Here is a 22,685-nt window from a genome sequence, read left to right as displayed (position 1 = left end):
TACAACGAAGAGCGCCCACATGATGCGCTGAATGATCTGACACCATGGGAATATTTAACCAAGCATGAACTGGCCGAAACCTCTAATTATGGGTGTAACTAATTAGGGGAGGTTTACAATTTCACTACACTTTGACTGAAGGAATTCATCATGGCTTTTGGTTTGTAGATTTAGCAAGGATGGAGTGGTGAGATGAAGTTTGGGTATTATAAGTCAACTGGCGAAACAGTTCCGGTAACACAATTAGGTATTGAACGAGGTTACTACCGCGAAGAAGAACATACACTCATTGGAACTGACACAGTCGGTAATGAACATGAAGTAGGTAGTGCAAGTACTATAGAAATTTTTACGTCCCTAATACTCAAAAAGAAAGTAAGCCTATTTGATGTATATGACTCTATTAGCGACTATATGAGTATCTATGAAGCAGTAGTCGAGTTCGGTCATAGAAGCAAGATTGACGAATCAGGGAACACTGTATTGGATTCACTGGAGTCGGATCCTGTACATCTTCTATCACGACTATATATATATCCTGAATATAGACGTTTATCGCTAGCCTCGCAGTTTATTCAAACCTTCATCGAAGCAAATAGCGCAAGGAACACAGACACGCTCTTTCTACTTGAAGCATACCCATTTGCGTTAGAATACACAGACTTTGAAAATGAATTTCTCTATGAGCAAGCAGTCGCGTCCGGTAAACGACAACTCACCGATTTATATAAAAGTTTGGGCTTTAAAGAACTCAGTAAAAAGAGCCAGGTAATGTTTCGATATGAAGCTAGTTAATTCCGTAACTCAGATAAATATCAGTTCATAAAGCGGTTTTAATATGTCCTGTATTTTTTTAGCAGCCTTCAGCTTTTTTCTGAAAAAGTATATGAGGCCACCTCCTTCTATATGAACTTAAAGGCCCCAAATAACTTTCTCACTAACGACGATGCTTTCCCGAAAGCCATGAACAAAACACTTCTCAATTGGCGGTTTATCCTTTAACCCAAAATGGTACTCTTTGTGATCAAGACGTTGTACCACGCTTACACTTAGTTTTTGTCCTCCAATTGGTAAAGTAAAAAGTGAGTTCTTTCGAATGACCAATCGCATAAAAAAAGGAGCGACAAACGTCACTCCTTATATTAATCACAGCTTTTTCGGGTTGTCGAAAAGCTTAGTTGCACATCGTCATATTGCCGATGGTTTGACACCATATTGATGTTTTTGCCGGATAGGTTGTCGTGGCTGTACGACTCTGTTTGATTTCTTCTGCCCACGCCATCTGCTTATACATTTTTTGTCTAAAGTCCTCACAGTCAATCCGTGACCGAGCAGCTTGAGCACGTTTACTTTGTAAATAGTCACGTAGTACTTCATCACTGTAAGTGTACGTAGAAGCCAGGAAATACAATGTTTTCATACTGTCGTTATAAAACGTATCTGAAAACTGATTATCTGCATGACACCGTTCAAGTATGGCTACACCTGTTGCCATAAAATCGTAGTCATCCTGTGTCATTTGCGGTGTAGATAAACACCCTGATAACAACAAAGCCACAGCAGATACTGAAAAAATTTTCCTCATAGATTAGTCCTTTATAGCTATTAAGCGACATAAAAATACCAGCATCCTTGCTGGTAGAAAATATTAAAGATAAGTCTGACTAGCACATGGCATCAGAATTAACCTGTTTTTCCTCTGTAGCTTCATTGCGGTGACGACCTGAAGGGTCGATCACCGCATAATGAATCGGGTTTGTACAAGTTATATAAAATTTGTATTAGGTTATTACCCTAATGTGTTTAGCATTAAAATCGAAATACCCCCCCGGGGGTCAACTGCTTGGTTGTTTGTACAAAGTTCTTTTCTGTTCCTGGATAGCTCTGAAAACAGATAAAACACTGTTAACCTAGAATGCCAGAAAAAGAGCGCTACAAAGGCTCTCAGGGCCAAATACGTTAAACTATAAAGCACGGAGCAGCCTGGTACCGGCAAGTGAAACGAAAGCCGGTACCAGGTAAATACATAAAGGTTAGCGCATAAGTATTTTGGTAGTTATGATTGAAGGGTCGTTTTCATACCCTTTTGAAGCCAAGCTGAGTACTTTCTGTTTGATATCTTCAGGTGATATAAATAACCATCCCTTACTATCAAAGTGATCACGGATTTCCGCAGATTTGGACTGGTATACATTTCCTGCAGCTAAACCAAGGAGAACATCAGTATCTGCGTAAACTATATTAGATCTATAAGATCGTGCCTCAATCGGGATAACACTATCTTCCTATAGTTCTCAAGGTGAAGAGTTTATATCTGCCGCTTGGAATATCATGCTCTTCCTTAAGGTCATCTAATCTAACACCCTGGGCATCCAGATATGACCTGGCTTCATATGCAATCAGCATATTCATACTTGGTTTAAAAGCCAACAAGTCAGTTTCTGGTCGTGGTATGGAGTGATTTTCAACATCACGCTTTTCCTGCTTAGTCAGGTTTACTTTTAATGATTGTCTAACCCAGTAACCTTCATACTCTAAAAGAGTTTTCAATAAACATCAAAGTGATCCATGCACATCCTTTAGGTAGCTAACGTTATATATTCATATACATTTCTTTTACTTACGCGGGGGACTCCGCCTGGCGGCTCGTCCCCCTCACAAAAGGGACTTTGCGCTCATACACTCAGCCGATATTATTTCAGTAGATACACTAACAGTATTTAGATTCTTTTAGTTAAGTAATGGCCACCGTCCGGTGGCTGCTCTGGATTATTATCTATCTGATAAGTAGAGAGTATCTTCAATAAGTTACTTCAGGGCGAAGCTATGCCCACGACAGTGGGCATGGCGAAGCCACCTCTTCTAATGATATATACAGAAAAACACCCCTTTAAAATCATGCAGTTAAACCACAATTAATCATGAAAAAGATATGAAAAAATACCATTGAAAACCCAACTTTTTCATGAGGTCAACCAGTGAAGGAGAATTATGCAAATAGAAAGATTCCAAATGATCAGCCCTATTAGAGGGACTGGCAATATTAAAAAGCCTTCTGGTAAGCGTTACCATGGGGTAAAGGAAGTCACCCAAGAAGATATCTTTGATCGGCTGTTAAAAGTTGGCATCGCCGGACAAAGATTATTTTGTCGACTAAAAGATACTTATAATTACGAATATAACACCTGCCATATTGAGAGGACATCCGAAGAACGAGATTTAAAGAAAGCACCATATAAATCGCTGAGAGAAAAAATAAAACTCCTTGAAGATGCGGAACTGATAGCCAAACTTCCCAAAAAATACAACAGAGAGATGAAAGTGGATGATACTCATGATTATCAATTCCTGTTTAACCCATATTTCTTACGACCACATAAATACGAGCTTGTCTCTCAAATATGGTATGAAATACAGCGTGAACGTCAAAAAAAGAAACCTAGGTGTCCATCGTTAAGAAAGCTTATTAAAGAGCCTAAGTCACCTAGATTAAAGAAGTGATACAGGTAGCCAACCGATATGCTGGCAACGTCTAATTTGATACCGATACATAACTATAGAAAAACCATTACATAGTTCGAGTAAGGTCTGTATCTTTAGCAGCCGGATAAACTCTGCACCGATACTCTAACTTTCGATACAAACCCTTTTTGATCTATATCGCGCCTATATGCTCCAGATACTATAAAGCCCCTGAACGGGGCTTTGTTTATTCTGATTTGAAACCATCTGCGATATGGCAACCGGCTTTATAGGTTAGTCTGGGTAGGAAGAAAGAACCTAACCACACTAATAATATTCCCCCAAGCTCTACTATTTCATCTTTACCGAAGGTTCGTGCATATTCGCCAACATAGCGAGGGATTTCCCAAATTGCCAATGCAACGACAAATAAAGTCATGCAACTGAATAAAACCCAAGACACAATATTCGCTACCCTCCGGTAGCCCTCACGCTTGTTCAAAGCAACTCCCTTTACTACTTCTTATTTGAAAACCAGAAGGTAACACACATGGAAACACAGTACATCCAACTAGGATGGGTTTATCCCGCCATAATCGAAGAACTTAAAGGCATTACGTATCACGCACTTAACAAACGCAGACAACGTGGCAAACTCATTGAAGGTGTACACTGGAAAAAGGTCCACGGTGTCATAATGTTTAATTACGAAGCACTGGACCAACTTTTCGAGGAAACCAATGACCAAGCCGCTTAGTGACTTTGTGAAGGACTTCCCTGGCATCCATTTGCGCGGGGAGTCTCTCGCTATCGACTTCCGGTATCAGGGTGTTCGCTGCCGCGAAACCCTTAAAGGCATGAAGGCCACTAAAGCTAATGTTAAATGGGCGGTAAACAAACGGAACGTGGTGCTTCATGAAATCGCCCAGGGGACATTTGATTATCGTACTCACTTCCCTGACTCCGTTAAAGCCGATCTGTTCTCACCAGTCACCCAGGTTCCCACCGTTGGTGAAGCGCTGGATGCGTGGTTGGATTTAAAGCAGCATGAGGTCCGGAAGGAAACCTATCGTCATTACGTGGCTGACTCAGATAATCACATCAAACCAAAGTTTGGTAACCGGAAGCTGGATGAAATCACCCAGTCTGAAATCAAGCGTTGGCGTATGAAGGATTTGGGTCAACTGTCTAACAAAACCATCAATGACATTTGTATTCCTTTACGTGGTATCTATGAAACCGCAATGGGTGACAGGATCATCGATTTCAATCCGATGGCTCATGTGAAGAACCTGAAGCGGGACAAAGCCAACACCGCAGATCCATTCACTAAAGAAGAACTACAACAGTTCGCAGAAATGGAAACCCATCGTGAAGGTGAGCGTAACGCGTTCCTGTTTGCTTGCTTCACTGGTTTAAGTGTTTCTGAGTGGATGGCATTAGCCTGGGAAGACGTGGACTTAGAGAAGCGCACAGTTACCGTCAATCGGTCTGTGGTTCGCGGTAGCTATTCATTACCCAAAGAAGAGGAACGGCAACGTACCATCAACTTACTGGACACTGCCTACGAATACCTGCTCAGACAAAAAGAACATACGTTCATGAACCCTAAGCAAGAGATCAGCGTGTATGACGCTGTGACACGAAAAACCCGTAAGGACAAAATCACGTTTGTCTTTATCGACTCAGTGAAGCAGGAACCCTTCACCGATAGTGCCCGGGCAAGTGAACGATTCTTCGACCACTGGCTCAAGAAGCTGGGTATCCGTCATCGTGGAGTAAACCAAGCTCGTCACACCTTCGCCAGTCACCTACTTACTCAAGGTGTCGCTGAACGTTGGATCGTGAAACAGATGGGTCACACTTCGATTGCGATGTTGGAAAAACATTATGGAAGATGGATGGATCAGGAAATGCCTCAAATGGCTGCTCAGGCATCAAAAGTGTTCGGTTTGGTCACATCAGGGTCACAAGCAAAATTCAATATCGTGTAACTGCTTGTTTTATAAAGGAAAGTAATGGTGCCCAGGGGCGGACTTGAACCGCCACGCCCTTGCGAGCACTAGCACCTGAAGCTAGCGTGTCTACCAATTTCACCACCTGGGCATACATTCGTCAGGCGCTTGTTTTTATTAGTGCCTGCCGCGTTGTGGGAGCGAAATTTACGCGGAGTCGGAACGTTTGTCAACGCCCGTTTCGCACTTTTTTCCTAAATCTTTCAACTTTACGACCTGAATGCGCAAAAAGTCATCAATTGGTACATTTTTAGCGCGATGATTGAAGTGAAAGTATTGTGCATACCACAATTGCAGCGTTGCCAGTGCATCGTCCAGCGCGTTGTGGGCGGGTGCCAGGGGCAATCCAAGTCGTTGCCGGCACACAGTGAGCGTGGCACTGTTAGGCGGCAGTACCTGATGCTGCTTTTCCAGCTGATAGACGGCGTAAGTTAACGTATCCAGGATCAGTACCTGTGGCGCAAAACGGTCATTCAGCTTCATGACTTTGTCCAGCACACCGGTATCCAGCTGCATATTATGAAATACCCAGATATGGGTAGCGGCATAGGGCAGCAGTGCGTCCAGTGCTTCGCTGATATGGATCCCTTCATCCAGCGACTCGGGTGTCAGACCGTGAATAACCGGGCTCTGCTCCAGCGAGCCGCTTGCCCTCACAACCTGATAGTAGGCACTGTCGAGGTTAATTCTTCCGCCCTGCCCCTCAACCCACCCTATCGAGGTAATCTTGGCCTTCGACGGGTCAAGCGAGGTGAGCTCCAAATCAATGGCCAGCATCGGCATATCAATCACCGGCTTTCCCTGCCACCGGGCAGGTAACGCACTTGCCGGGTTGAGCCAGCGTTTCAGAATATCAAACACGTGCTACCCCATCCCACCTGAAAAGTGCATTACCGCCGCCTGCTGGCTGCGCTCAATAGCTTTGAAAGCGGCTTTCAACTGGTGCTTTTCGATTGATGACAGTTCGCTGACTGACACATAGTTGTCCGTCACGTTCTTATTTAACTGATGGCGCCAGCGCAAACGGTTCAGAAAAAGCCAGATGTCATGCAGATTGGACGCGTCCCGGGTAGACAGCCCCGACCCGGCAGGCAGACTGGCCAGCCGCATCGGCGTTGAGGGCGCTGTGACGCCATTGGCAAGCGCGTAAATGCGTACCAGATTATTAATAATGGCAATGGCCCTGACTTTCAGGTCAATGCTGTCTTTTTGCTCCCGGCCTTTTTCATACACGAATTTCTGAAACATCGACAAGGGCACTGCCACCTCATTGTTATGGCGGGCCAGTGCCGCCAGAAACATTTTTTGTTTCAGTAGCGGCGCTCGCGCCTGTTGCAACCGTCTGAACAACGTCAGATCACCGGCAACGCCCCGGACATCCAGAAAGATATTAAAATGCATGATGGCTTCACTGGTGGGTGCATTCACCCAGCCTCGCGCTTCGTCTATCGCTTCATCCAGCGACAGTCGCAAAGCCGGGTTGCTCGCCATAATATTGCCATCACATAATTTGATACCGCATTTCGCCAGCCCTTTGCAGACATACTCCGCCATCCCGGCAAAGTAGATTTTCTGGTTTTCATCCGGGGTCTTTTCCAGTAATAAACCATTATCCTGATCAGAGCCCATGGTCTGATCCTCTCGTGCCTGCGAACCATAAACCAGCCAGCAATAAGGCATAGGGGCAGCACCGTTATCACGCTGATAGAACTGGATAAGTTTGCGGGTCATGATGTCGGTGGCCTGGGACAGCACTTTACCGGCAATATCAAAGTCGCCGGCGCGTTTTGCATGCGACGCAAAATAATGCGGAAGTTGCCAGGACAACCGGGTAAGTTCATACAGGCTGTCCGCTTTTGACAGCTCGCCAATAATAAACAGTACATTGCCGCGCTGATGGCGAACAATGTCCGACGCGGTAATCATACCTATCGGCTCGCGTGAGACTCTGTCGATCACCGGCAAATGATGGATGTTGTGTTCACTCATCAGCGCCATGGCATCAAACATAGTGCGATTTTGGGTAATCATGGTGGGACTGTCCGTCATGATGTCCTCAACCGGCAGGCTGACATCCACCGCTTCGGCCACGACCCGCGAGCGAAGATCACGGTCAGTGACAATACCCTGTAGTTTGCCGTTCCGGGTTATCAGCAAGGACGAGACGCGCCGCTGCGTCATCAATACCGCCGCGTCCTGAATCGGTGTTGCAATATCGGCTTTCACCGGATCCCCCTCGACCACGTCCTGAAGCGACTTGTACAGCCACATCGAGTTGGAATCACTCATCGCCTGATTTTGTAATGCATCCTGACGGATGCTGGTGAAAAACGTTTTTACTTCGGGAATATGCAGACTGGTTTCAAACGCTTTAGGGTCAAAACAGAACACCAGACCCGGTTTATCCACGGTGACCTCAAGGTTGTAGGACGTGTTATCGATTACCGCCGGATAACCAAAGTAATCCCCCTCACTCAAATGCCGGGTACCGTCTGATGAGTCTTTGACAGAAAACTGACCGCTTTGGATCAGAAACACGCCACTGGCATTGTCCTTAATCAGCGCATCGATATTATCTTCAGCCAGATACAGGAGTACGGCCTGTTTGCACAGGGCATCAATTTGCGGCTCGTCAAGCTGGTCAAACGGTGCTGACACCGCCAGGAACTCCCTCACCTGGTTGGCTAGTGTAGTCATGCTTTATACTCCCAAAAGAACCCCAGCTGTAAAAAGAATAAAGGCCCACGACAAAGGTGGGCCTTTTTACTCTGTTGTCAGGCAGGATTAGTGCGCTGACGCATCACCAGACCCTTTAGGAAAGCGGATGCTTTCCACCAGATCCTGGATTTCCTGCGGTGCTTCTTTGGTCATTTTGAAGACCACGAAGGCAACCACAAAGTTTACGATCATACCCAGCGTACCGATGCCTTCCGGCGATACGCCGAACCACCAGTTATCAGCCGTATTCGCGGCAGGATTCACAAACTTAAAGTAGATGATGTAGGCCGCAGTAAAGGCAATACCTGACACCATACCCGCAATCGCGCCCTTGTCGTTCATCTTGGTTGAGAAAATACCCATGATGATCGCCGGGAAGAAGCTTGATGCGGCCAGTCCGAACGCGAAGGCGACCACCTGCGCAACGAATCCGGGCGGGTTAATACCAAAGTAGCCCGCAATAATAATCGCCACACCCGCAGCCAGACGAGCATAGAACAGTTCGGCCTTATCGGTAATATTCGGCATAAAGTTACGTTTCAGTAAGTCATGCGATACCGAGGTTGAGATAACCAGCAGCAGACCGGCAGATGTTGACAGTGCCGCAGCAACACCACCGGCAGCAACCAGTGCAATAACCCAGGCTGGCAGGTTCGCAATTTCCGGGTTCGCCAGTACCATGATGTCACGGTCAACTTTCACTTCATTACGGCTTGACGGATCGTCGATGCTACCCGCCGCATAGAACATTTTGCCGTCACCGTTCTTATCTTTGAACGTGATAAGACCGGTTTTCTCCCAGTTCTTGATCCACGCAGGCGCATCTGCATATGACGTGCCCTGCATATCGGTGCCGTTGATCGTCTCAATCATGTTTACACGACCAAATGACGCCAGTGCAGGTGCCGTAGTGTACAGAATAGCGATGAAGACCAGTGCCCAGCCGGCAGATTTACGCGCGTCACGTACTTTCGGTACCGTGAAGAAGCGCACGATAACGTGAGGCAGACCCGCAGTACCAACCATCAGCGCAAAGGTAATGAAGAACACATCAATGGTACTCTTCGTACCGGAGGTGTATTCATTAAACCCAAGCTCCACGGAGAGCTGGTCGAGCTTCTCAAGCATGTACATCCCCGACCCGTCGGCCAGCGTCGCACCGAATGCGGTTTGCGGCAGAATGTGACCGGTTACCATCATAGAGATGAACACGACCGGAACCAGGTAGGCAAAAATCAGTACGCAGTACTGGGCTACCTGAGTATAGGTAATGCCTTTCATACCACCCAGTACGGTGTAGAAAAATACAATCGCCATACCAATGACAACACCGCTGACAATGTCAACTTCGAGGAAGCGGCTGAAGACCACGCCAACACCACGCATCTGACCTGCAACGTAGGTAAAACAGACGAAGATGGCACAGAATACCGCAACGGTACGCGCGGTCTGTGAGTAGTAGCGGTCACCAATGAAATCCGGTACAGTAAATTTGCCGAATTTCCGCAGGTAAGGGGCAAGACACAAGGCAAGCAGTACATAGCCGCCGGTCCATCCCATCAGATACACGGCACCGTCATATCCCATAAAGGAGATAAGACCGGCCATGGAAATAAACGAGGCAGCGGACATCCAGTCTGCGGCTGTCGCCATACCGTTCATGACGGGTGGAACACCACCGCCTGCAACGTAAAACTCGTTGGTTGATCCCGCTCGTGCCCAAATCGCAATTGCGATATACAGCGCAAATGAGGCGCCAACAATGATAAAGGTGAGTAATTGAACATCCATTGCTTTAGTCCTCTTCTACGCCATATTTTTTATCAAGTGCGTTCATCTTTGCCATGTACACAAAGATGAGCACAACAAATACATATATGGCGCCCTGTTGTGCAAACCAGAATCCCAGTTTGAAGCCAAAGAACTGGATCTCATTGAGTGCGTCAGCGAATAAAATGCCGGCCCCGAATGAGACAACAAACCACACCACCAAAAGCTTAAGAAGGAGAGAAAGGTTCTCCTTCCAGTATGCTTTTTTGTCATCGTCACTTCTAAATGCCATCGTTCTTGTCCTTAGTAAAGGTTAATCAGATGTGTTGTTTTTACATTTCCCTAACAGGGCGGTTTTACAGTGACTGGTGTTATCTTTATTCAGACACCGAAACGCCAAAGCCACCCCAAAACCCCATTAATAGGAGCGTTGGATATACTCTAGACGGGGGGAATGAATTCACAAATGAGACGATGGTCGTAGGTCGACAATCAAAGGGATGGGTATAATGCAACCAGACTTGTTAAAAAGCTGTTAGGAAACACCATGACGTTTGGCTGGGTTTCACTTGCTCTGTTGTATCTTTTTTTACTGTTTTATGTCGCCAGTTGGGGAGACCGAAACTCCACCACAGCACGCTGGCTGACCTCTCATCCGGCCATCTATTCGCTGGCGCTGGCGATTTATTGTACGGCCTGGACCTACTTTGGTGCCGTGGGTCAGGCGACCCGCGATACCTGGATTTATCTGCCCATCATGCTCGGGCCAATACTGGTCTACACACTTGGGCATCGTTTTATTTATAAAATGACGCTGGTCAGTAAAAAGCAGCACATTACTACCATTTCTGACTTTATTGCCTCACGTTATGGCAAGCGCCAGATGGTTGCCCTGCTGGTCACGCTGATTGCCCTGCTGGCCACCATCCCGTACATCGCTTTGCAGCTCAAAGCCATCGGTTCAACATTTCAGTTACTTACCCGCGAGCAGGACAGCCACCTGATTGTGGTAGTGGCCACTACGTTTATTGCCGTATTTGCGATTTATTTTGGTACCAAGCAATCGGACGTGACCGAATACCGCCGCGGCCTGATGCTGGCCATTGCGTTTGAATCGACCATTAAACTCCTGGCCCTGCTGCTGGTCGCGTTTGTCGGTTATCAGACCTGGGACTCGTCGCAGGACGGCGCTATTCTCGCTTCGTTTTTTACCTCGGAGTCGCTTTTGCAATTCGGGTCATTTACGTTTATTGCGCAAACCATTATGGCCGCAGCCGCCGTCATCTGCCTGCCCCGTCAGTTCCATGTCGCGATCATCGACAACCTGAGCCTTGGCCATATAAAAACCGCACGCTGGCTGTTTCCGCTCTATCTGGCAATTATTGCCTCGCTGATCCCTGTTATTGCCATGGCCGGCCAGGCTGCTTTCAGCGGTACCGGTATTGAGCCGGATGCCTATGTGCTGTCGCTGGCCATGATATCGGATTCTGTACTGCTGCAGATTGTGGTCTTTATCGGGGGCCTGTCAGCGGCCACCGCGATGATCATTGTCGCCACGCTGACATTAAGTACGATGCTGACGAACGACGTTATCCTGCCGCGCCTGTTTGCCATCCGTGAACACGGTCCGCGAAGCCACAATATCGCTCCGCGTATTCGACTAATACGACGTATTCTTATTGGTCTGATTTTGTTACTGGCATTTTTCTACCAGCAGCAAATGACCACCAGCCGATCGCTGCACTCCATCGGCCTTATCGCATTCTCGCTGGTGATACAGTTGCTGCCTGCCATTGTTGGTGCGCTGTACTGGAAACGTGCCCATGCACACGGCGTGTATGCCGGGCTTATCGTCGGCGTAGTCAGCTGGATCCTGTGGCTGATCATGCCCATTCTTAACGAAGACGTACCGCGCTTTGAACAAAATGAAGTGATCAGTCAGGGCGCCATTATCAGCCTGACGGCCAATGCCATTGCCTACTGTCTGTTTTCCTGGTTTGCCCCCCAGCGTCTTATCGATCGCATACAGGCCGAAGCCTTTGTATCACCCGCCCAGGCCAAAAGTACCGCGCCCAAAAAGCAGCTGGTCAGTGTCACCGTAGCCGATTTAACCACGCTGCTTTCCACCTTCATGGGTAACGGACGCTGCCAGCAGTTGCTTGAGCAGTATCAGCAAATGAATCAGTGTGAGCTGGATCAGAACGACGCTCCGGACAATGCATTTTTATCGTTTTGTGAACGGGCCCTGGGCGGTGTTATCGGTGCATCAAGTGCGAAAGCGTTAATCGACAGCGCGTTGCGCGGCAAGAAAATGGACTTCACTGAAGTTATCAATTTCTTCGACGATACCACCCAGGCGATGCAGTTCAATATGACCGCGCTGCTGACGTCGCTTGAGAACATCGATCACGGTATCAGTGTCATTGACAAGCACCTTAATCTGGTAGCCTGGAACAAGCGCTACGCTACCCTCTATCAGTATCCGGATGATCTGCTGGCAGTAGGCACACCCATTGAAAAACTGATCCGCTATAACGCAGACAACGGCGAGTTCGGTGTTGGTGACGTTGAGGCTGAGGTAGAGAAGCGCCTTGAGCATCTGCGCTCCGGCACGCCGCACCGGTTTACCCGACAGCGCAGTGACGGGCGGGTAATTGAAATGGTTGGCAACCCGTTGCCGGGTGGCGGCTTTGTTACCAGCTTCAATGATATTACCGGACACGTTGAAATTCAGCAGGCGCTGGAAGAGTCAAATATTGACCTTGAAGCCCGGATTAAAAAGCGCACCGAGGAAGTCCACTCAATCAACGCCGAACTGCGATTGGAAATTGAGCGTCGTCGTGAGATCGAAAAAGAGCTTATTCGCGCACGGCGTGCAGCAGAAGATGCGAACGCCAGTAAAACCCGCTTTCTTGCGCTGGCCAGCCACGATGTACTGCAACCACTTAATGCTGCCAAGCTCTATATTACCGCGCTGCTGGAGCAGCCGTTGCCTTCGTCGGCGAAATCGGTGGTGGATAAACTCAATCACAGTGTGACATCCAGTGAAAACCTGATTGCTACATTGCTTGACATTGCCCGCCTTGACCAGGGGGAACTGAAACCCAGCATTGAGCCGGTTGATATGCAGCCCCTGCTTATCCCACTGATTGACGAGATGAAAATGCGCGCGCAGGAGAAAGGACTGGTGCTTAAACACCGGGTCCAGTCGTGCTGGGTTATGGCGGACAAGACCTTTCTGTACCGCATAGTGCAAAACCTGCTGTCGAACGCCGTGAAGTATACCGAGCAGGGTAAGGTACTTATTACGGTGCGTTGCCGCGACGGGCAGGCTGAGATCGCCATACGCGATACCGGCATTGGCATCAGTGAGGAAAAAAGCCAGCTTATCTTCAGCGACTTTTACCGCGCCAATGACAGTAAAGCGCACGGAATAGGACTTGGGCTGGCTGTTGTTCGCCGTCTGTCGGGGCAGCTCGGCAGCCGTGTCAACGTGGTATCAAAACCGGGTAAAGGAAGTTGTTTCTCGCTAACACTGAGGACGACCTCTGCCGGAAAGACTAAAGCCCCGACCAGGCACGCCAGCCACGCTGCCACGTTTACCGGAATGCGGGTACTGTGTGTTGATGATCAACAGGCTAATCTGGATGCCATGCAGACGCTGCTGGATCGCTGGGGCGTACAGGTTTTCCTGGCGGAAAACTGGGACGACGCACTGCGCATAGCCAGTGACGTATCACCACAGATCCTGCTGATGGACTACCAGCTCAGTGCGGATGAAACGCGCAACGGCCTGGCACTGATTGATGAAATACGTACCCTGCTGAATGTTGTTGTTCCCGCTGCACTGGTCACCGCCACGCAGGATGATGCGCTGGTCGCTCAATGCAAGGAACATGGCGTGAACTACCTGACCAAGCCAATCAAGCCAGCCAAACTGCGCGCGTTACTGCAAAGCATGACGCGCTATATTCGCGAGGCCCGTACCGGTTAAGCCAGGCTATCGCCGTCGGTCGCCTCGGATTTAATCTGGCTTGGCGGCACCTTCCCCATTGCTGACCAGCGTTCTTTTGGATTCAGCACATGTGGACGGGTAAGAATAAGGTTGTTGGGGTACAGAATAGTTTCGCGGTTGCTGGAAATAAGCCGGGTAGCAAACGGCCCGACATCCGCGATAACGCCCTCCACATAATTGTCACCCTCGACAATACGCAGCCAGTTACCGCGTCGATAGGTCACATTGGTCAGCAGAATAAAATACGCCGTGATGTTACTGAGCAATGACCAACTGGCAAACATTGCCACGCCGGTAAGGGTGAGAATGGACGTTGACAGTACCAGCAGACCGGATATATCGACGCCCCACGCCAGCAAAATAATCGCGAAGGTCACAACTCCCACCAGCAAACGCGCCACAAACAGCCCTTTTAAAGCGCTGCCTGACCGTAACCGGGTATTGGCAATGTTTTTCTCAAGACGCGGAAACAGCCAGCGTGTGACCGCGACATATAAGACCAAAATCGTGCCTGTCCAAATCAGGTTTGTCTGGTGCGTTGAGAAAAATTCCAGTTGCCGGTAAAGCCAGTCCATAAGGGTCCTCTGAAAAAATAGCGAGTGTGTGTCATGATCCGAAGAAAAGTCACGAATTACACATCATGCGTCTTAACTTACCGTAATAATGAGAAAATTCGGGCAGACGCGACGACAGGGATCATCTATATTAAGGGGCACAGTTTGACGCAGGGCACGTGATTGGGCAAGACCGTTTTCTCTGCCTGTATAAACACACCAATAAAGGATATTTGCTACTTATCATGCGTATTGCCATTCTTTCCCGAAATCCAAATCTTTATTCTACCAGCCGCCTTGTAGAAGCCGGCCGTCAGCGCGGACATGAAGTTGATGTCATCGACACCATGCACTGCTACATGGATATCACCAGCGCCAGACCGTCTGTGCGCTATAAGGGTAAAAAACTGCCTTATTACGACGCGGTCATTCCGCGGATCGGCGCATCGGTCAGTTTCTATGGTACGTCTGTCGTCCGTCAGTTTGAAATGATGGGCACTTACTCGCTGAACGAGTCTGTCGCCATCAGCCGCTCGCGCGATAAGCTGAGGTCGTTGCAGTTACTGTCACGCAAAGGGATTGGCATGCCAAGAACCGGTTTCGCACACCACCCTGACAGAATTGACGACCTGATTAAGAATGTTGGCGGTGCCCCCGTGGTCATTAAACTGCTCGAAGGTACCCAGGGCATCGGGGTTGTGCTGGCCGACACACAAAAAGCGGCCGAAGCCATCATTGAAGCGTTTATGGGACTGAATGCTAGTATTCTGGTACAGGAATTTATCAAAGAAGCAGGCGGCTCTGACATTCGCTGCTTCGTGGTGGGTGGCAAGGTTGTCGCGGCGATGAAACGCCAGGCGCCCCCGGGCGAGTTCCGTTCCAATCTGCACCGTGGCGGTCAGGCCAGTCTGGTTCGTCTGAGCCCGGCAGAGCGTAAAACCGCAGTTGATGCGGCGAAAACCATGGGGCTGAACTGCTGTGGTGTCGATATTCTGCGCTCAAACCACGGTCCGGTAGTGATGGAAGTGAACTCGTCACCGGGTCTGGAAGGTATTGAGAATGCGACCAAAAAAGATGTTGCTGGCATGATCATCGAATTCATCGAAAAAAGTGCCAAACCGAACAACACCAAAACCCGAGGAAAAGGTTAAGTGTCTCAGCCCCCCCTGACCATTGGCGGACAGAGCATCGCGCCCGGCGAGACAGTCACCATCGACCTGGAAATGCCGCCACTGTACACGGCGACCAACATGAGCATGCCGGTCTATGTTAAGCGTGGAAAGCGTCCCGGTCCGGTGTTGTTTGTCAGTGCGGCAATTCATGGCGATGAACTTAACGGCATTGAAATTGTTGGCCGGCTCATCCGCTCGAAGTCTATCGAGCGTCTGCGCGGCACGCTTATCGCTGTACCTATGGTCAATGTTTACGGTGTCCTCAGCCAGTCCCGTTATCTGCCGGACCGGCGCGACCTGAACCGGAGCTTTCCGGGCAGTAAAAAAGGATCGCTGGCCGGGCGTCTTGCTAACCTCTTTTTCAAAGAGATTGTCAGCAAGTGTGATGTGGGTATTGATTTACACACCGGCGCCATTCATCGAAGTAACCTTCCCCAGGTAAGAGCCGATCTGGACGATGAAGCCGTGCTGGACATGGCTAAGGCGTTTGGGGTACCCGTGCTGCTGAACGCTGAAATCCGTGAAGGTTCGCTGCGTCAGGCGGCGTCTGAATCCGGTGTAAAAATATTACTGTATGAAGCGGGGCAGGCATTGCGTTACGACGAGTTTTCAATTCGTGCGGGCCTGCGCGGCATCATTAACACCATGCGTCATCTTGGCATGCTCAACAAAAGCCGCAGTAAGAAAGAGCATAACATTAAACAGTTTATCGCCCGCCAGAGTGGCTGGGTGCGTGCGCCGGAAAGTGGCTTTGTAAAACATATTGCCCAGTTGGGCGATCATGTCGCAAAAGGTGACAGGCTGGCGACCATTACCGACCCGCTGGGAAATACGCTGAGTCATATTATCAGCCCGGCCGAAGGGGTGATTGTGGGTAAACAAAACATCCCGCTCACGCAGGAAGGTGAGGCGGTTTATCATATTGCCTATTTCAAGCAGCCAGACACCGTTGCAGAGCACGTCGAGCTGTTACAGGACAACCTGGTACTGGGTGATCAGACCGTGGTTGAAGAATAAAGGAGCCATCGCATGTCAGAAAATAATAAAAAAGTCGTCGGCGCGATTGAATATTGTGATCTGCCGCATCTGAGTATTCATCAGCTCAACGTCCGGGTTGATACCGGTGCTGCGACCTCGTCGCTTCACGTGGATAACCTCGAGGAATTCGAGCAGGACGGTGAATTATGGATCCGTTTTGATATCCATCCCGACATTCATAATGTCGACACCGTTGTCCGCCGTGAAGCGCCCGTAGCCGGTCAGAAAAAAGTCAAAAGCTCCACCGCAACCCGCGAGCGCCGGTATGTGATCAACACCCCTATCGTGATGGACGGCGAAGAATGGGAAATTCAGCTTACGCTGACTGACCGTTCGGAAATGACCTATCTGATGCTGCTGGGGCGCGAAGCGATGAATGGTCGCTTTGTGGTTGATCCGGAGTTTGAATATCTGCTGACCGCGCCTGCGTCAGCATAAAACAGGCAGGCAACGCCTCTCAGCGTCTCAGGACTCCGCCTGCGTTGCCGGAGGCTCCAGTTCAAGCTGAGAGGCTATCAACACAGCCTGCGTTCGGTTATTAATTCCCAGTTTGCGGAAAATAGCGGTAACGTGGGCTTTCACCGTAGCCTCAGCAATATCCAGGTTGTAGCCGATTTGCTTGTTCAGCAGGCCATCGCGCATATAGCACAGCACTTTGTACTGCGACGGTGTCAGGCTGGAGACCTTATCCGCAAGCTCAGAAAACGCCTCATCCACATCTTCTATCTGTTCGCTCACCGATGCCGGCAACCAGATATCGCCCTGTAAGATGGCATGCACTGCGTTGGCAATGTCGCCTGAACTGGCAGTTTTAGGAATAAAGCCCAACGCGCCGACCCCCACAATTTTCGAGATAATGGCAGGATCTTCGGTGCCGGATACAACCGCCACAGGCACATCGGGATACAGCTTACGGATATGCAACAAACCGAACAGATCGTTACTGCCCGGCATATGCAGGTCAAGAAGCAGTAAGTCGATATCCTCGTTCTCGAGAATATCGACTGTGGTGGTAAGGTCGCCCGCCTCGCGCAGCACGAGGTCGGGCAACGACAATGACAGGGCCCCGCGCAAGGCATCCCGGTACAACGGATGATCGTCAGCGATCAACAGGGTTATCATTGTGTTTTCCTCTACTTATTCAGGCGCTCCTCAATCAGTGTATCAACAACCGAGGGGTCAGCCAACGTTGAGGTATCACCCAACTGGTCATGCTCGTTTGCCGCGATTTTACGCAGGATACGGCGCATGATTTTGCCTGAGCGCGTTTTCGGCAGACCATGGCTCCACTGAATTTTATCCGGTGAGGCAATCGGGCTGAGTTCCTGACGTACCCAGTCACGCAGTTCTTTGGTCAGTGCGTCGTCTGGTTCCACCCCTTCATTCGGGGTCACGTAGACGTAAATGCCCTGACCTTTAATATCATGCGGATACCCAACTACCGCGGCTTCGGCTACCTTCGGATGGGCAACCAGCGCACTTTCAATTTCTGCAGTACCCAGACGGTGCCCTGACACATTAAGTACGTCGTCCACGCGTCCTGTGATCCAGTAATAGCCGTCGTCGTCACGACGCGCGCCATCGCCGGTAAAGTACACCCCTTTATAGGCGCTGAAATACGTATTGATGTAGCGCTCATGGTCGCCATACACCGTTCTCGCCTGGCTCGGCCAGCTGTCTGTAATGACCAGGTTACCTTCCGCCTCGCCTTCCAGTGTATTGCCGTCTGCGTCAAACAATGCTGGCTTAACACCAAAGAAGGGGCGTGTCGCAGAACCAGGCTTGAGCGCCGTCGCACCCGGTAATGGTGTGATCATCATGCCGCCGGTTTCGGTCTGCCACCAGGTATCCATAATCGGACATTCGTTGTTGCCAAAGACACGGTGGTACCACTCCCACGCTTCCGGGTTAATCGGTTCACCTACAGAACCAAGCAGGCGCAGCGACGACACGTCACACCCTTGCGCCGGTGCGTCACCATGCGCCATCAGTGCACGAATGGCGGTGGGTGCAGTGTAGAGGCTGTTGACCTTGTATTTTTCAACCACCTGGGCGATACGGCGAACATCCGGGTAGGTCGGAACCCCTTCAAAAAAGACCTGCGACGCCCCGTTGATCATCGGACCGTAGACCATGTAACTGTGACCAGTAATCCAGCCCACATCGGCAGTACACCAGTAGATATCGTCCGGACGGTAATCAAAGGCGTACTTGAACGTCATCGCGGTGTACAGTAAATACCCGCCGGTAGTGTGCACTACGCCTTTCGGTGTACCGGTCGAGCCGGAGGTGTACAGAATAAACAGCGGATCTTCGGCATTCATGACCTCAGGTTCACATTGTGCAGGGCAGTCATCAGTCAGCGACTCCCACCACACATCGACATCCGCGTTCCAGTTAACCTCACCACCGGTCAGTTTGTGCACCAATACGTTCGTAATAGACGGACATGCGCCATTAGCCAGCGCTTTATCAACATTGGCTTTTAGTGGAATTGAGCGTCCTGAGCGGCGTCCCTCGTCAGCAGTAATAATGACTTTTGCACTACTGTCGTTGATACGATCAGCAATCGCGTTAGGCGAGAAACCACCAAAAATCACTGAATGCACGGCGCCAATGCGTGCGCACGCCAGCATGGCATAAGCCGCCTGCGGGACCATCGGCATATAAATCGCAACCCGGTCGCCTTTACCCACGCCGAGTTTCTTCAGGCCATTCGCCAGCTTGCACACCTCATAGTGCGCTTCCTGATAAGTAATCGCTGCGCTGTCTTCCGGTGAATCGCCTTCCCAGTAAAACGCAACCTTTTTCGCATTATCAGCAAGATGACGATCGATACAGTTGTAGCTGGCATTCAGTTCGCCGTCTTCAAACCACTTTACCGACACGTCACCAGGACCAAAGCTGGTGTTTTTAATTTTTGTGGGGGATTTATACCACTCAAGCATGTGGGCGTGCTTCGCCCAGAAACCTTCAGGATCGTCTACCGATTCCTGATACATGCGTGCGTATTCCTTCTCAGTCAGATGAGTATTCTGTTTTATCGCTTCAGGTACAGGATACGTCTTGATGGCAGTCATAGCCTGATCTCTCCCATGTAAAGAAAATGATATTCAAAGATTACAGACATTCACTGTAGTCGTTATAAGGCAAACCAAAATGCGACATTGGTCTTATACCTGATGCATACAGCGCTGCTCCGCGTTATGATCTAAAAAATCGGAATAAAACAAACAGTTCCGTATCTTCTGCCCCTCTTCTTTTCGCCGGGCGGAAGCTCAAAAAAAGCCAGGTGTTACAGCCTACGACTTTAGTCTTACAGACCATCCGCTTATTTGCATTTGCGCGTTTGTCAGCCAAATTTAGGCGTGCTAACACCCTGTTTACACAATTTTAACCTTACCTGAGAATGGAACAATGACAAAGAGAACAAGCACACTTAAAAATACGGCGATTGCTGTTTCTTTCGCACTGGGAGGCATGGCAACTACTGTGCAAGCCAACACAGCGGGCGACACCAGCTTTAACTTTACTGGCTATGTGAAAGTTGACGCCTTAGTCAGTGACTATTCAGACGGTACCCTTGGCCCACAGAGCCTGGGACGTGACCTTTATGTGCCGTCGCTAACACCTATTGGTGGCCAGTCAGAAGGCGCCCAGTTTGATTTCCATGCGAAAACATCACGCTTCCGTCTGTCCAGTGTGACGGATGATGGCAACGGTGACCAGATTAAAGGGGTTATTGAGCTGGACTTTATCGTTACCGAAGGTGGTAACGAGCGTATCAGTAACTCCTACACCACACGTATCCGTCATGCCTACATCCAGTACAAAAACTGGATGGTCGGTCAGAACTGGTCGAACTTTATGGATGTGAGTGCCCTGCCTGAAACCCTCGACTTCATCGGCTCAACGGACGGTATCACGTTTGCCCGTCAACCCCAGGTTCGCTACACCAACGGCGCATTCTCTTTCTCTCTGGAGAACCCGGAAACCACCATTAACCCAGAGGGTGGTGGCGCACGCATCGTGACCGACGATAACTCTGTACCAGACTTTGTCGCAACCTACACCGCCAAGCAGGACTGGGGTTACGTAAAATTTGCCGGTATCCTCAGACAGCTGCGTTATGACAATGGCACAATGGATGATGCCACAAACGGATACGGTGCCACTGTCACTGGTAAATATAATCTGTCTAACGGCGACGATATTCGCTTCTCGTTCTATACCGGCTCTGGTCTGGGTCGTTATGGTTCACTAAACCTGGTTAATGGTGCAGTGCTGAAGAATGATGGGTCTTTGGAAGCCATTGACAGCATGGGTTATTTCGTCGGTTATCGTCATATGTGGAATGAGAAACTCCGCAGCAGCCTGACCTTCTCTGCAGCGCACGTTGACAATGATACGGCTATCTCTGGTCTGGCGACTACCAAACAGGTATACAGTACACGCGTTAACCTGCTCTACTCACCGGTTAAATCTATCACCATCGGTGCAGAATACGCATATGCTAACCGTGAAAACGAAGCCGGCGCAGAAGGTGACATGAACCGCGTACAGTTTTCTGCTAAATACGCGTTCTAATTTTCTCTTACAGCAGAACAAAAAATCCCGGGGTATTCCCGGGATTTTTTTATCAGAATCCGGCCGGATATTGTTTTATCACGTCCTGTATCTGACGCAGTACAGCACTATCCAGCTCAACATCGAATGCCGCAATGTTTTCTTCCAGTTGTGCAACAGATGTTGCACCAATGATGGTCGATGTTACACCCGGCACCTGTCTGCACCATGCCAGTGCCAGTGTCGCCGCAGACACACCTGCACGTTCGGCAATTTCCATATACCGTCGAGTCGCATTCTGACCGGCCTGACGATCGCGGAACAGGCCCTGGCGTTGCACGTACGTCCAGCGTGAGCCTTTCGGTCTCTCTCCATTCAGATACTTGCCGGTAAGCATACCCGTTGCCAGCGGTGACCAGGGCAGATAGGCGATATCTTCCAAAACGCACATTTCAATAAGATAAGGGCAATCTTTGAGATGCAACAGACTGAATTCATTTTGAATGGACACCGGCTTTGGGATCCCCATCTCGTCACACAAACGCAGGTAAGTGTGAATTCCCCATGGCGTATCATCTGACAGTCCCCAGTGGCGTATTTTCCCTGCCTTGATAGCGGCGTTAATACCAACGAGGATATCGCGCATTTCATCAAGCTCTTGTGTTCGGTCGATGACTGTCGGATCCGTCATTCCCGGCCAGTGCTTACCGAAATGTGGTGTTTTACGGTTTGGCCAGTGCAACTGATAGACGTCAATATAATCTGTGCCGAGCCGCTGTAGTGAATCATCAAGCGCTGCGGCAAGCCCGTCAGAGGACAATCCACTGCCATCACGTATGTAACGAATGCCGCTTCCTGCCACTTTAGACATAATAATCAGTTGCTGACGCTGGTGTGCGTGACGGCTCAGCCAGTGACCGAGAATGCGTTCAGTATCGCCGTACGTCTGCTCGTTAGGTGGTACAGGATACATTTCTGCGGTGTCGATAAAATTAATGCCGTGAGCCAGTGCCCGGTCGAGCTGCGCATCGGCGTCTTCCTGCGTATTTTGTATACCCCAGGTCATTGTACCCAGACAGACCTCAGATACAGACAGGCCGCTACGCCCAAGTGTGTGGTATCGCATATTCGTTGTCTTTAAAAAATCATGCTTCAATGCCTGTAGACTACCCTAAAATGCGGTTGTCGCCCATACTGGTGATTGATCGTCAGGCATTAAAAAAGGCCACCGAAGTGACCTTTTTCATAGTAAGGTTTAGTTTCTATTACTCAATGATCTTAGAAACTACGCCAGCACCTACTGTACGGCCACCTTCACGGATTGCGAAGCGCAGACCTTCGTCCATCGCGATTGGAGCAATCAGCTCTACAACGA

General features: G+C 49.4%; 21 protein-coding genes and 1 tRNA gene. 9 read left to right on the top strand and 13 right to left on the bottom strand.

What is annotated here, in order from left to right; translation table 11 throughout:
- Positions 1-192 precede the first annotated feature (192 nt).
- The gene (locus tag AB1N33_RS16200) at positions 193-795 is read left to right on the top strand and encodes a hypothetical protein (protein WP_411272609.1); all 603 of its coding nucleotides are present in this window, start codon (positions 193-195) and stop codon (positions 793-795) included.
- 379 nt (positions 796-1,174) lie between these two features.
- Here AB1N33_RS16200 and AB1N33_RS16195 read toward each other — a convergent pair whose 3' ends face one another.
- Positions 1,175-1,585, bottom strand: a complete 411-nt coding sequence (locus tag AB1N33_RS16195) for a hypothetical protein (RefSeq protein WP_411272608.1) — start codon at positions 1,583-1,585, stop codon at positions 1,175-1,177.
- A 692-nt stretch (positions 1,586-2,277) separates the two neighbouring features.
- Entirely contained in the window at positions 2,278-2,550 is a 273-nt protein-coding gene (locus tag AB1N33_RS16190; protein WP_411272607.1) for a hypothetical protein, read from the bottom strand.
- A gap of 441 nt (positions 2,551-2,991) precedes the next feature.
- On the opposite strand from AB1N33_RS16190, the gene AB1N33_RS16185 reads away from it, so the two are divergent.
- The gene (locus tag AB1N33_RS16185; protein WP_411272606.1) at positions 2,992-3,501 is read left to right on the top strand and encodes a hypothetical protein; all 510 of its coding nucleotides are present in this window, start codon (positions 2,992-2,994) and stop codon (positions 3,499-3,501) included.
- A 208-nt stretch (positions 3,502-3,709) separates the two neighbouring features.
- Here the strand turns inward: AB1N33_RS16185 and AB1N33_RS16180 are convergent, their stop codons facing one another.
- Positions 3,710-3,964 (bottom strand): hypothetical protein, encoded by a 255-nt coding sequence (locus tag AB1N33_RS16180; RefSeq protein ID WP_411272605.1) that lies wholly within the window; start codon positions 3,962-3,964, stop codon positions 3,710-3,712.
- A gap of 48 nt (positions 3,965-4,012) precedes the next feature.
- Here AB1N33_RS16180 and xisR point away from each other — a divergent pair, with 48 nt between their 5' ends.
- Together xisR and AB1N33_RS16170 are read left to right on the top strand one after the other, a co-directional pair.
- A complete protein-coding gene (gene xisR / locus AB1N33_RS16175) occupies positions 4,013-4,219 on the top strand; it encodes an excisionase family protein (protein WP_411272604.1) in 207 nt (68 codons plus the stop codon).
- Positions 4,203-5,456, top strand: coding sequence for an Arm DNA-binding domain-containing protein (locus AB1N33_RS16170; RefSeq protein ID WP_411272603.1), 1,254 nt, complete (start codon positions 4,203-4,205; stop codon positions 5,454-5,456). Before xisR ends, AB1N33_RS16170 begins: the two co-directional genes overlap by 17 nt.
- Positions 5,457-5,481: 25 nt before the next feature.
- Here the strand turns inward: AB1N33_RS16170 and AB1N33_RS16165 are convergent.
- The 5 genes from AB1N33_RS16165 to AB1N33_RS16145 form a co-directional block, all read right to left on the bottom strand.
- Positions 5,482-5,568 (bottom strand) — tRNA-Leu (locus AB1N33_RS16165).
- Between the two features lie 56 nt (positions 5,569-5,624).
- Positions 5,625-6,338: a 3'-5' exonuclease gene (locus AB1N33_RS16160; protein WP_411272602.1), complete on the bottom strand. Its 714-nt coding sequence runs from the start codon at positions 6,336-6,338 to the stop codon at positions 5,625-5,627.
- A gap of 3 nt (positions 6,339-6,341) precedes the next feature.
- Positions 6,342-8,174 carry a putative nucleotidyltransferase substrate binding domain-containing protein gene (locus AB1N33_RS16155; protein ID WP_411272601.1) on the bottom strand — a complete coding sequence of 611 codons (1,833 nt, stop codon included), beginning with the start codon at positions 8,172-8,174 and terminating at the stop codon, positions 6,342-6,344.
- Between the two features lie 87 nt (positions 8,175-8,261).
- Complete coding sequence (locus tag AB1N33_RS16150) at positions 8,262-9,986, bottom strand: sodium:solute symporter family protein (protein ID WP_411272600.1); 1,725 nt, start codon at positions 9,984-9,986, stop codon at positions 8,262-8,264.
- 4 nt (positions 9,987-9,990) lie between these two features.
- Positions 9,991-10,257 carry a DUF4212 domain-containing protein gene (locus tag AB1N33_RS16145; protein WP_411272599.1) on the bottom strand — a complete coding sequence of 89 codons (267 nt, stop codon included), beginning with the start codon at positions 10,255-10,257 and terminating at the stop codon, positions 9,991-9,993.
- A 255-nt stretch (positions 10,258-10,512) separates the two neighbouring features.
- Between AB1N33_RS16145 and AB1N33_RS16140 the strand changes: the two genes are divergently transcribed.
- The gene (locus AB1N33_RS16140; RefSeq protein ID WP_411272598.1) at positions 10,513-13,959 is read left to right on the top strand and encodes a hybrid sensor histidine kinase/response regulator; all 3,447 of its coding nucleotides are present in this window, start codon (positions 10,513-10,515) and stop codon (positions 13,957-13,959) included.
- On the opposite strand, the gene AB1N33_RS16135 is transcribed toward AB1N33_RS16140, so the two are convergent.
- Entirely contained in the window at positions 13,956-14,555 is a 600-nt protein-coding gene (locus AB1N33_RS16135; protein WP_411272597.1) for a mechanosensitive ion channel domain-containing protein, read from the bottom strand. The two genes, AB1N33_RS16140 and AB1N33_RS16135, sit on opposite strands and share 4 nt — an antisense overlap.
- A 224-nt stretch (positions 14,556-14,779) precedes the next feature.
- On the opposite strand from AB1N33_RS16135, the gene rimK reads away from it, so the two are divergent.
- Genes rimK through AB1N33_RS16120 form a run of 3 tightly spaced genes read left to right on the top strand, consistent with a single transcriptional unit; the run spans position 14,780 to position 17,182 of the window.
- Positions 14,780-15,685 (top strand): 30S ribosomal protein S6--L-glutamate ligase, encoded by a 906-nt coding sequence (gene rimK, locus AB1N33_RS16130; protein WP_411272596.1) that lies wholly within the window; start codon positions 14,780-14,782, stop codon positions 15,683-15,685.
- Positions 15,686-16,723, top strand: coding sequence for a succinylglutamate desuccinylase/aspartoacylase family protein (locus tag AB1N33_RS16125; RefSeq protein WP_411272595.1), 1,038 nt, complete (start codon positions 15,686-15,688; stop codon positions 16,721-16,723).
- A gap of 12 nt (positions 16,724-16,735) precedes the next feature.
- Complete coding sequence (locus tag AB1N33_RS16120; protein WP_411272594.1) at positions 16,736-17,182, top strand: ATP-dependent zinc protease family protein; 447 nt, start codon at positions 16,736-16,738, stop codon at positions 17,180-17,182.
- A 27-nt stretch (positions 17,183-17,209) separates the two neighbouring features.
- On the opposite strand, the gene AB1N33_RS16115 is transcribed toward AB1N33_RS16120, so the two are convergent.
- On the bottom strand, positions 17,210-17,866 hold the full coding sequence (locus AB1N33_RS16115; protein WP_411272593.1) for a response regulator: 657 nt from the start codon (positions 17,864-17,866) through the stop codon (positions 17,210-17,212).
- Between the two features lie 11 nt (positions 17,867-17,877).
- A complete protein-coding gene (acs, locus tag AB1N33_RS16110; protein ID WP_411272592.1) occupies positions 17,878-19,824 on the bottom strand; it encodes an acetate--CoA ligase in 1,947 nt (648 codons plus the stop codon).
- Between the two features lie 337 nt (positions 19,825-20,161).
- On the opposite strand from acs, the gene AB1N33_RS16105 reads away from it, so the two are divergent.
- Positions 20,162-21,331, top strand: coding sequence for a DcaP family trimeric outer membrane transporter (locus AB1N33_RS16105; RefSeq protein ID WP_411272591.1), 1,170 nt, complete (start codon positions 20,162-20,164; stop codon positions 21,329-21,331).
- A gap of 52 nt (positions 21,332-21,383) precedes the next feature.
- Here the strand turns inward: AB1N33_RS16105 and AB1N33_RS16100 are convergent, their stop codons facing one another.
- Positions 21,384-22,436, bottom strand: coding sequence for an aldo/keto reductase (locus tag AB1N33_RS16100; protein ID WP_411272590.1), 1,053 nt, complete (start codon positions 22,434-22,436; stop codon positions 21,384-21,386).
- 139 nt (positions 22,437-22,575) lie between these two features.
- Positions 22,576-22,685: EF-Tu C-terminal domain-related protein (locus tag AB1N33_RS16095; protein ID WP_411272610.1), on the bottom strand; the 110-nt coding region annotated here is incomplete at its 5' end.

Origin of the sequence: Alteromonas nitratireducens (genome assembly GCF_040812025.1) — a bacterium.
GTDB lineage: Bacteria > Pseudomonadota > Gammaproteobacteria > Enterobacterales > Alteromonadaceae > Alteromonas > Alteromonas nitratireducens.
The sequence above is the reverse complement of the archived record's forward strand: the minus strand, read 5'-3'. Positions and strand labels throughout refer to the sequence as shown.

Bases quoted from the DNA above. Each gene is read 5' to 3' on its own strand.
- AB1N33_RS16120 (WP_411272594.1), top strand. From the start codon at position 16,736: ATGTCAGAAAATAATAAAAAAGTCGTCGGCGCGATTGAATATTGTGAT.
- AB1N33_RS16150 (WP_411272600.1), bottom strand. From the start codon at position 9,986: ATGGATGTTCAATTACTCACCTTTATCATTGTTGGCGCCTCATTTGCG.
- AB1N33_RS16140 (WP_411272598.1), top strand. From the start codon at position 10,513: ATGACGTTTGGCTGGGTTTCACTTGCTCTGTTGTATCTTTTTTTACTG.
- rimK (WP_411272596.1), top strand. From the start codon at position 14,780: ATGCGTATTGCCATTCTTTCCCGAAATCCAAATCTTTATTCTACCAGC.
- AB1N33_RS16100 (WP_411272590.1), bottom strand. From the start codon at position 22,436: ATGCGATACCACACACTTGGGCGTAGCGGCCTGTCTGTATCTGAGGTC.
- AB1N33_RS16145 (WP_411272599.1), bottom strand. From the start codon at position 10,257: ATGGCATTTAGAAGTGACGATGACAAAAAAGCATACTGGAAGGAGAAC.
- AB1N33_RS16105 (WP_411272591.1), top strand. From the start codon at position 20,162: ATGACAAAGAGAACAAGCACACTTAAAAATACGGCGATTGCTGTTTCT.
- xisR (WP_411272604.1), top strand. From the start codon at position 4,013: ATGGAAACACAGTACATCCAACTAGGATGGGTTTATCCCGCCATAATC.
- AB1N33_RS16200 (WP_411272609.1), top strand. From the start codon at position 193: ATGAAGTTTGGGTATTATAAGTCAACTGGCGAAACAGTTCCGGTAACA.
- AB1N33_RS16185 (WP_411272606.1), top strand. From the start codon at position 2,992: ATGCAAATAGAAAGATTCCAAATGATCAGCCCTATTAGAGGGACTGGC.
- AB1N33_RS16195 (WP_411272608.1), bottom strand. From the start codon at position 1,585: ATGAGGAAAATTTTTTCAGTATCTGCTGTGGCTTTGTTGTTATCAGGG.
- AB1N33_RS16135 (WP_411272597.1), bottom strand. From the start codon at position 14,555: ATGGACTGGCTTTACCGGCAACTGGAATTTTTCTCAACGCACCAGACA.
- AB1N33_RS16115 (WP_411272593.1), bottom strand. From the start codon at position 17,866: ATGATAACCCTGTTGATCGCTGACGATCATCCGTTGTACCGGGATGCC.
- AB1N33_RS16155 (WP_411272601.1), bottom strand. From the start codon at position 8,174: ATGACTACACTAGCCAACCAGGTGAGGGAGTTCCTGGCGGTGTCAGCA.
- acs (WP_411272592.1), bottom strand. From the start codon at position 19,824: ATGACTGCCATCAAGACGTATCCTGTACCTGAAGCGATAAAACAGAAT.
- AB1N33_RS16170 (WP_411272603.1), top strand. From the start codon at position 4,203: ATGACCAAGCCGCTTAGTGACTTTGTGAAGGACTTCCCTGGCATCCAT.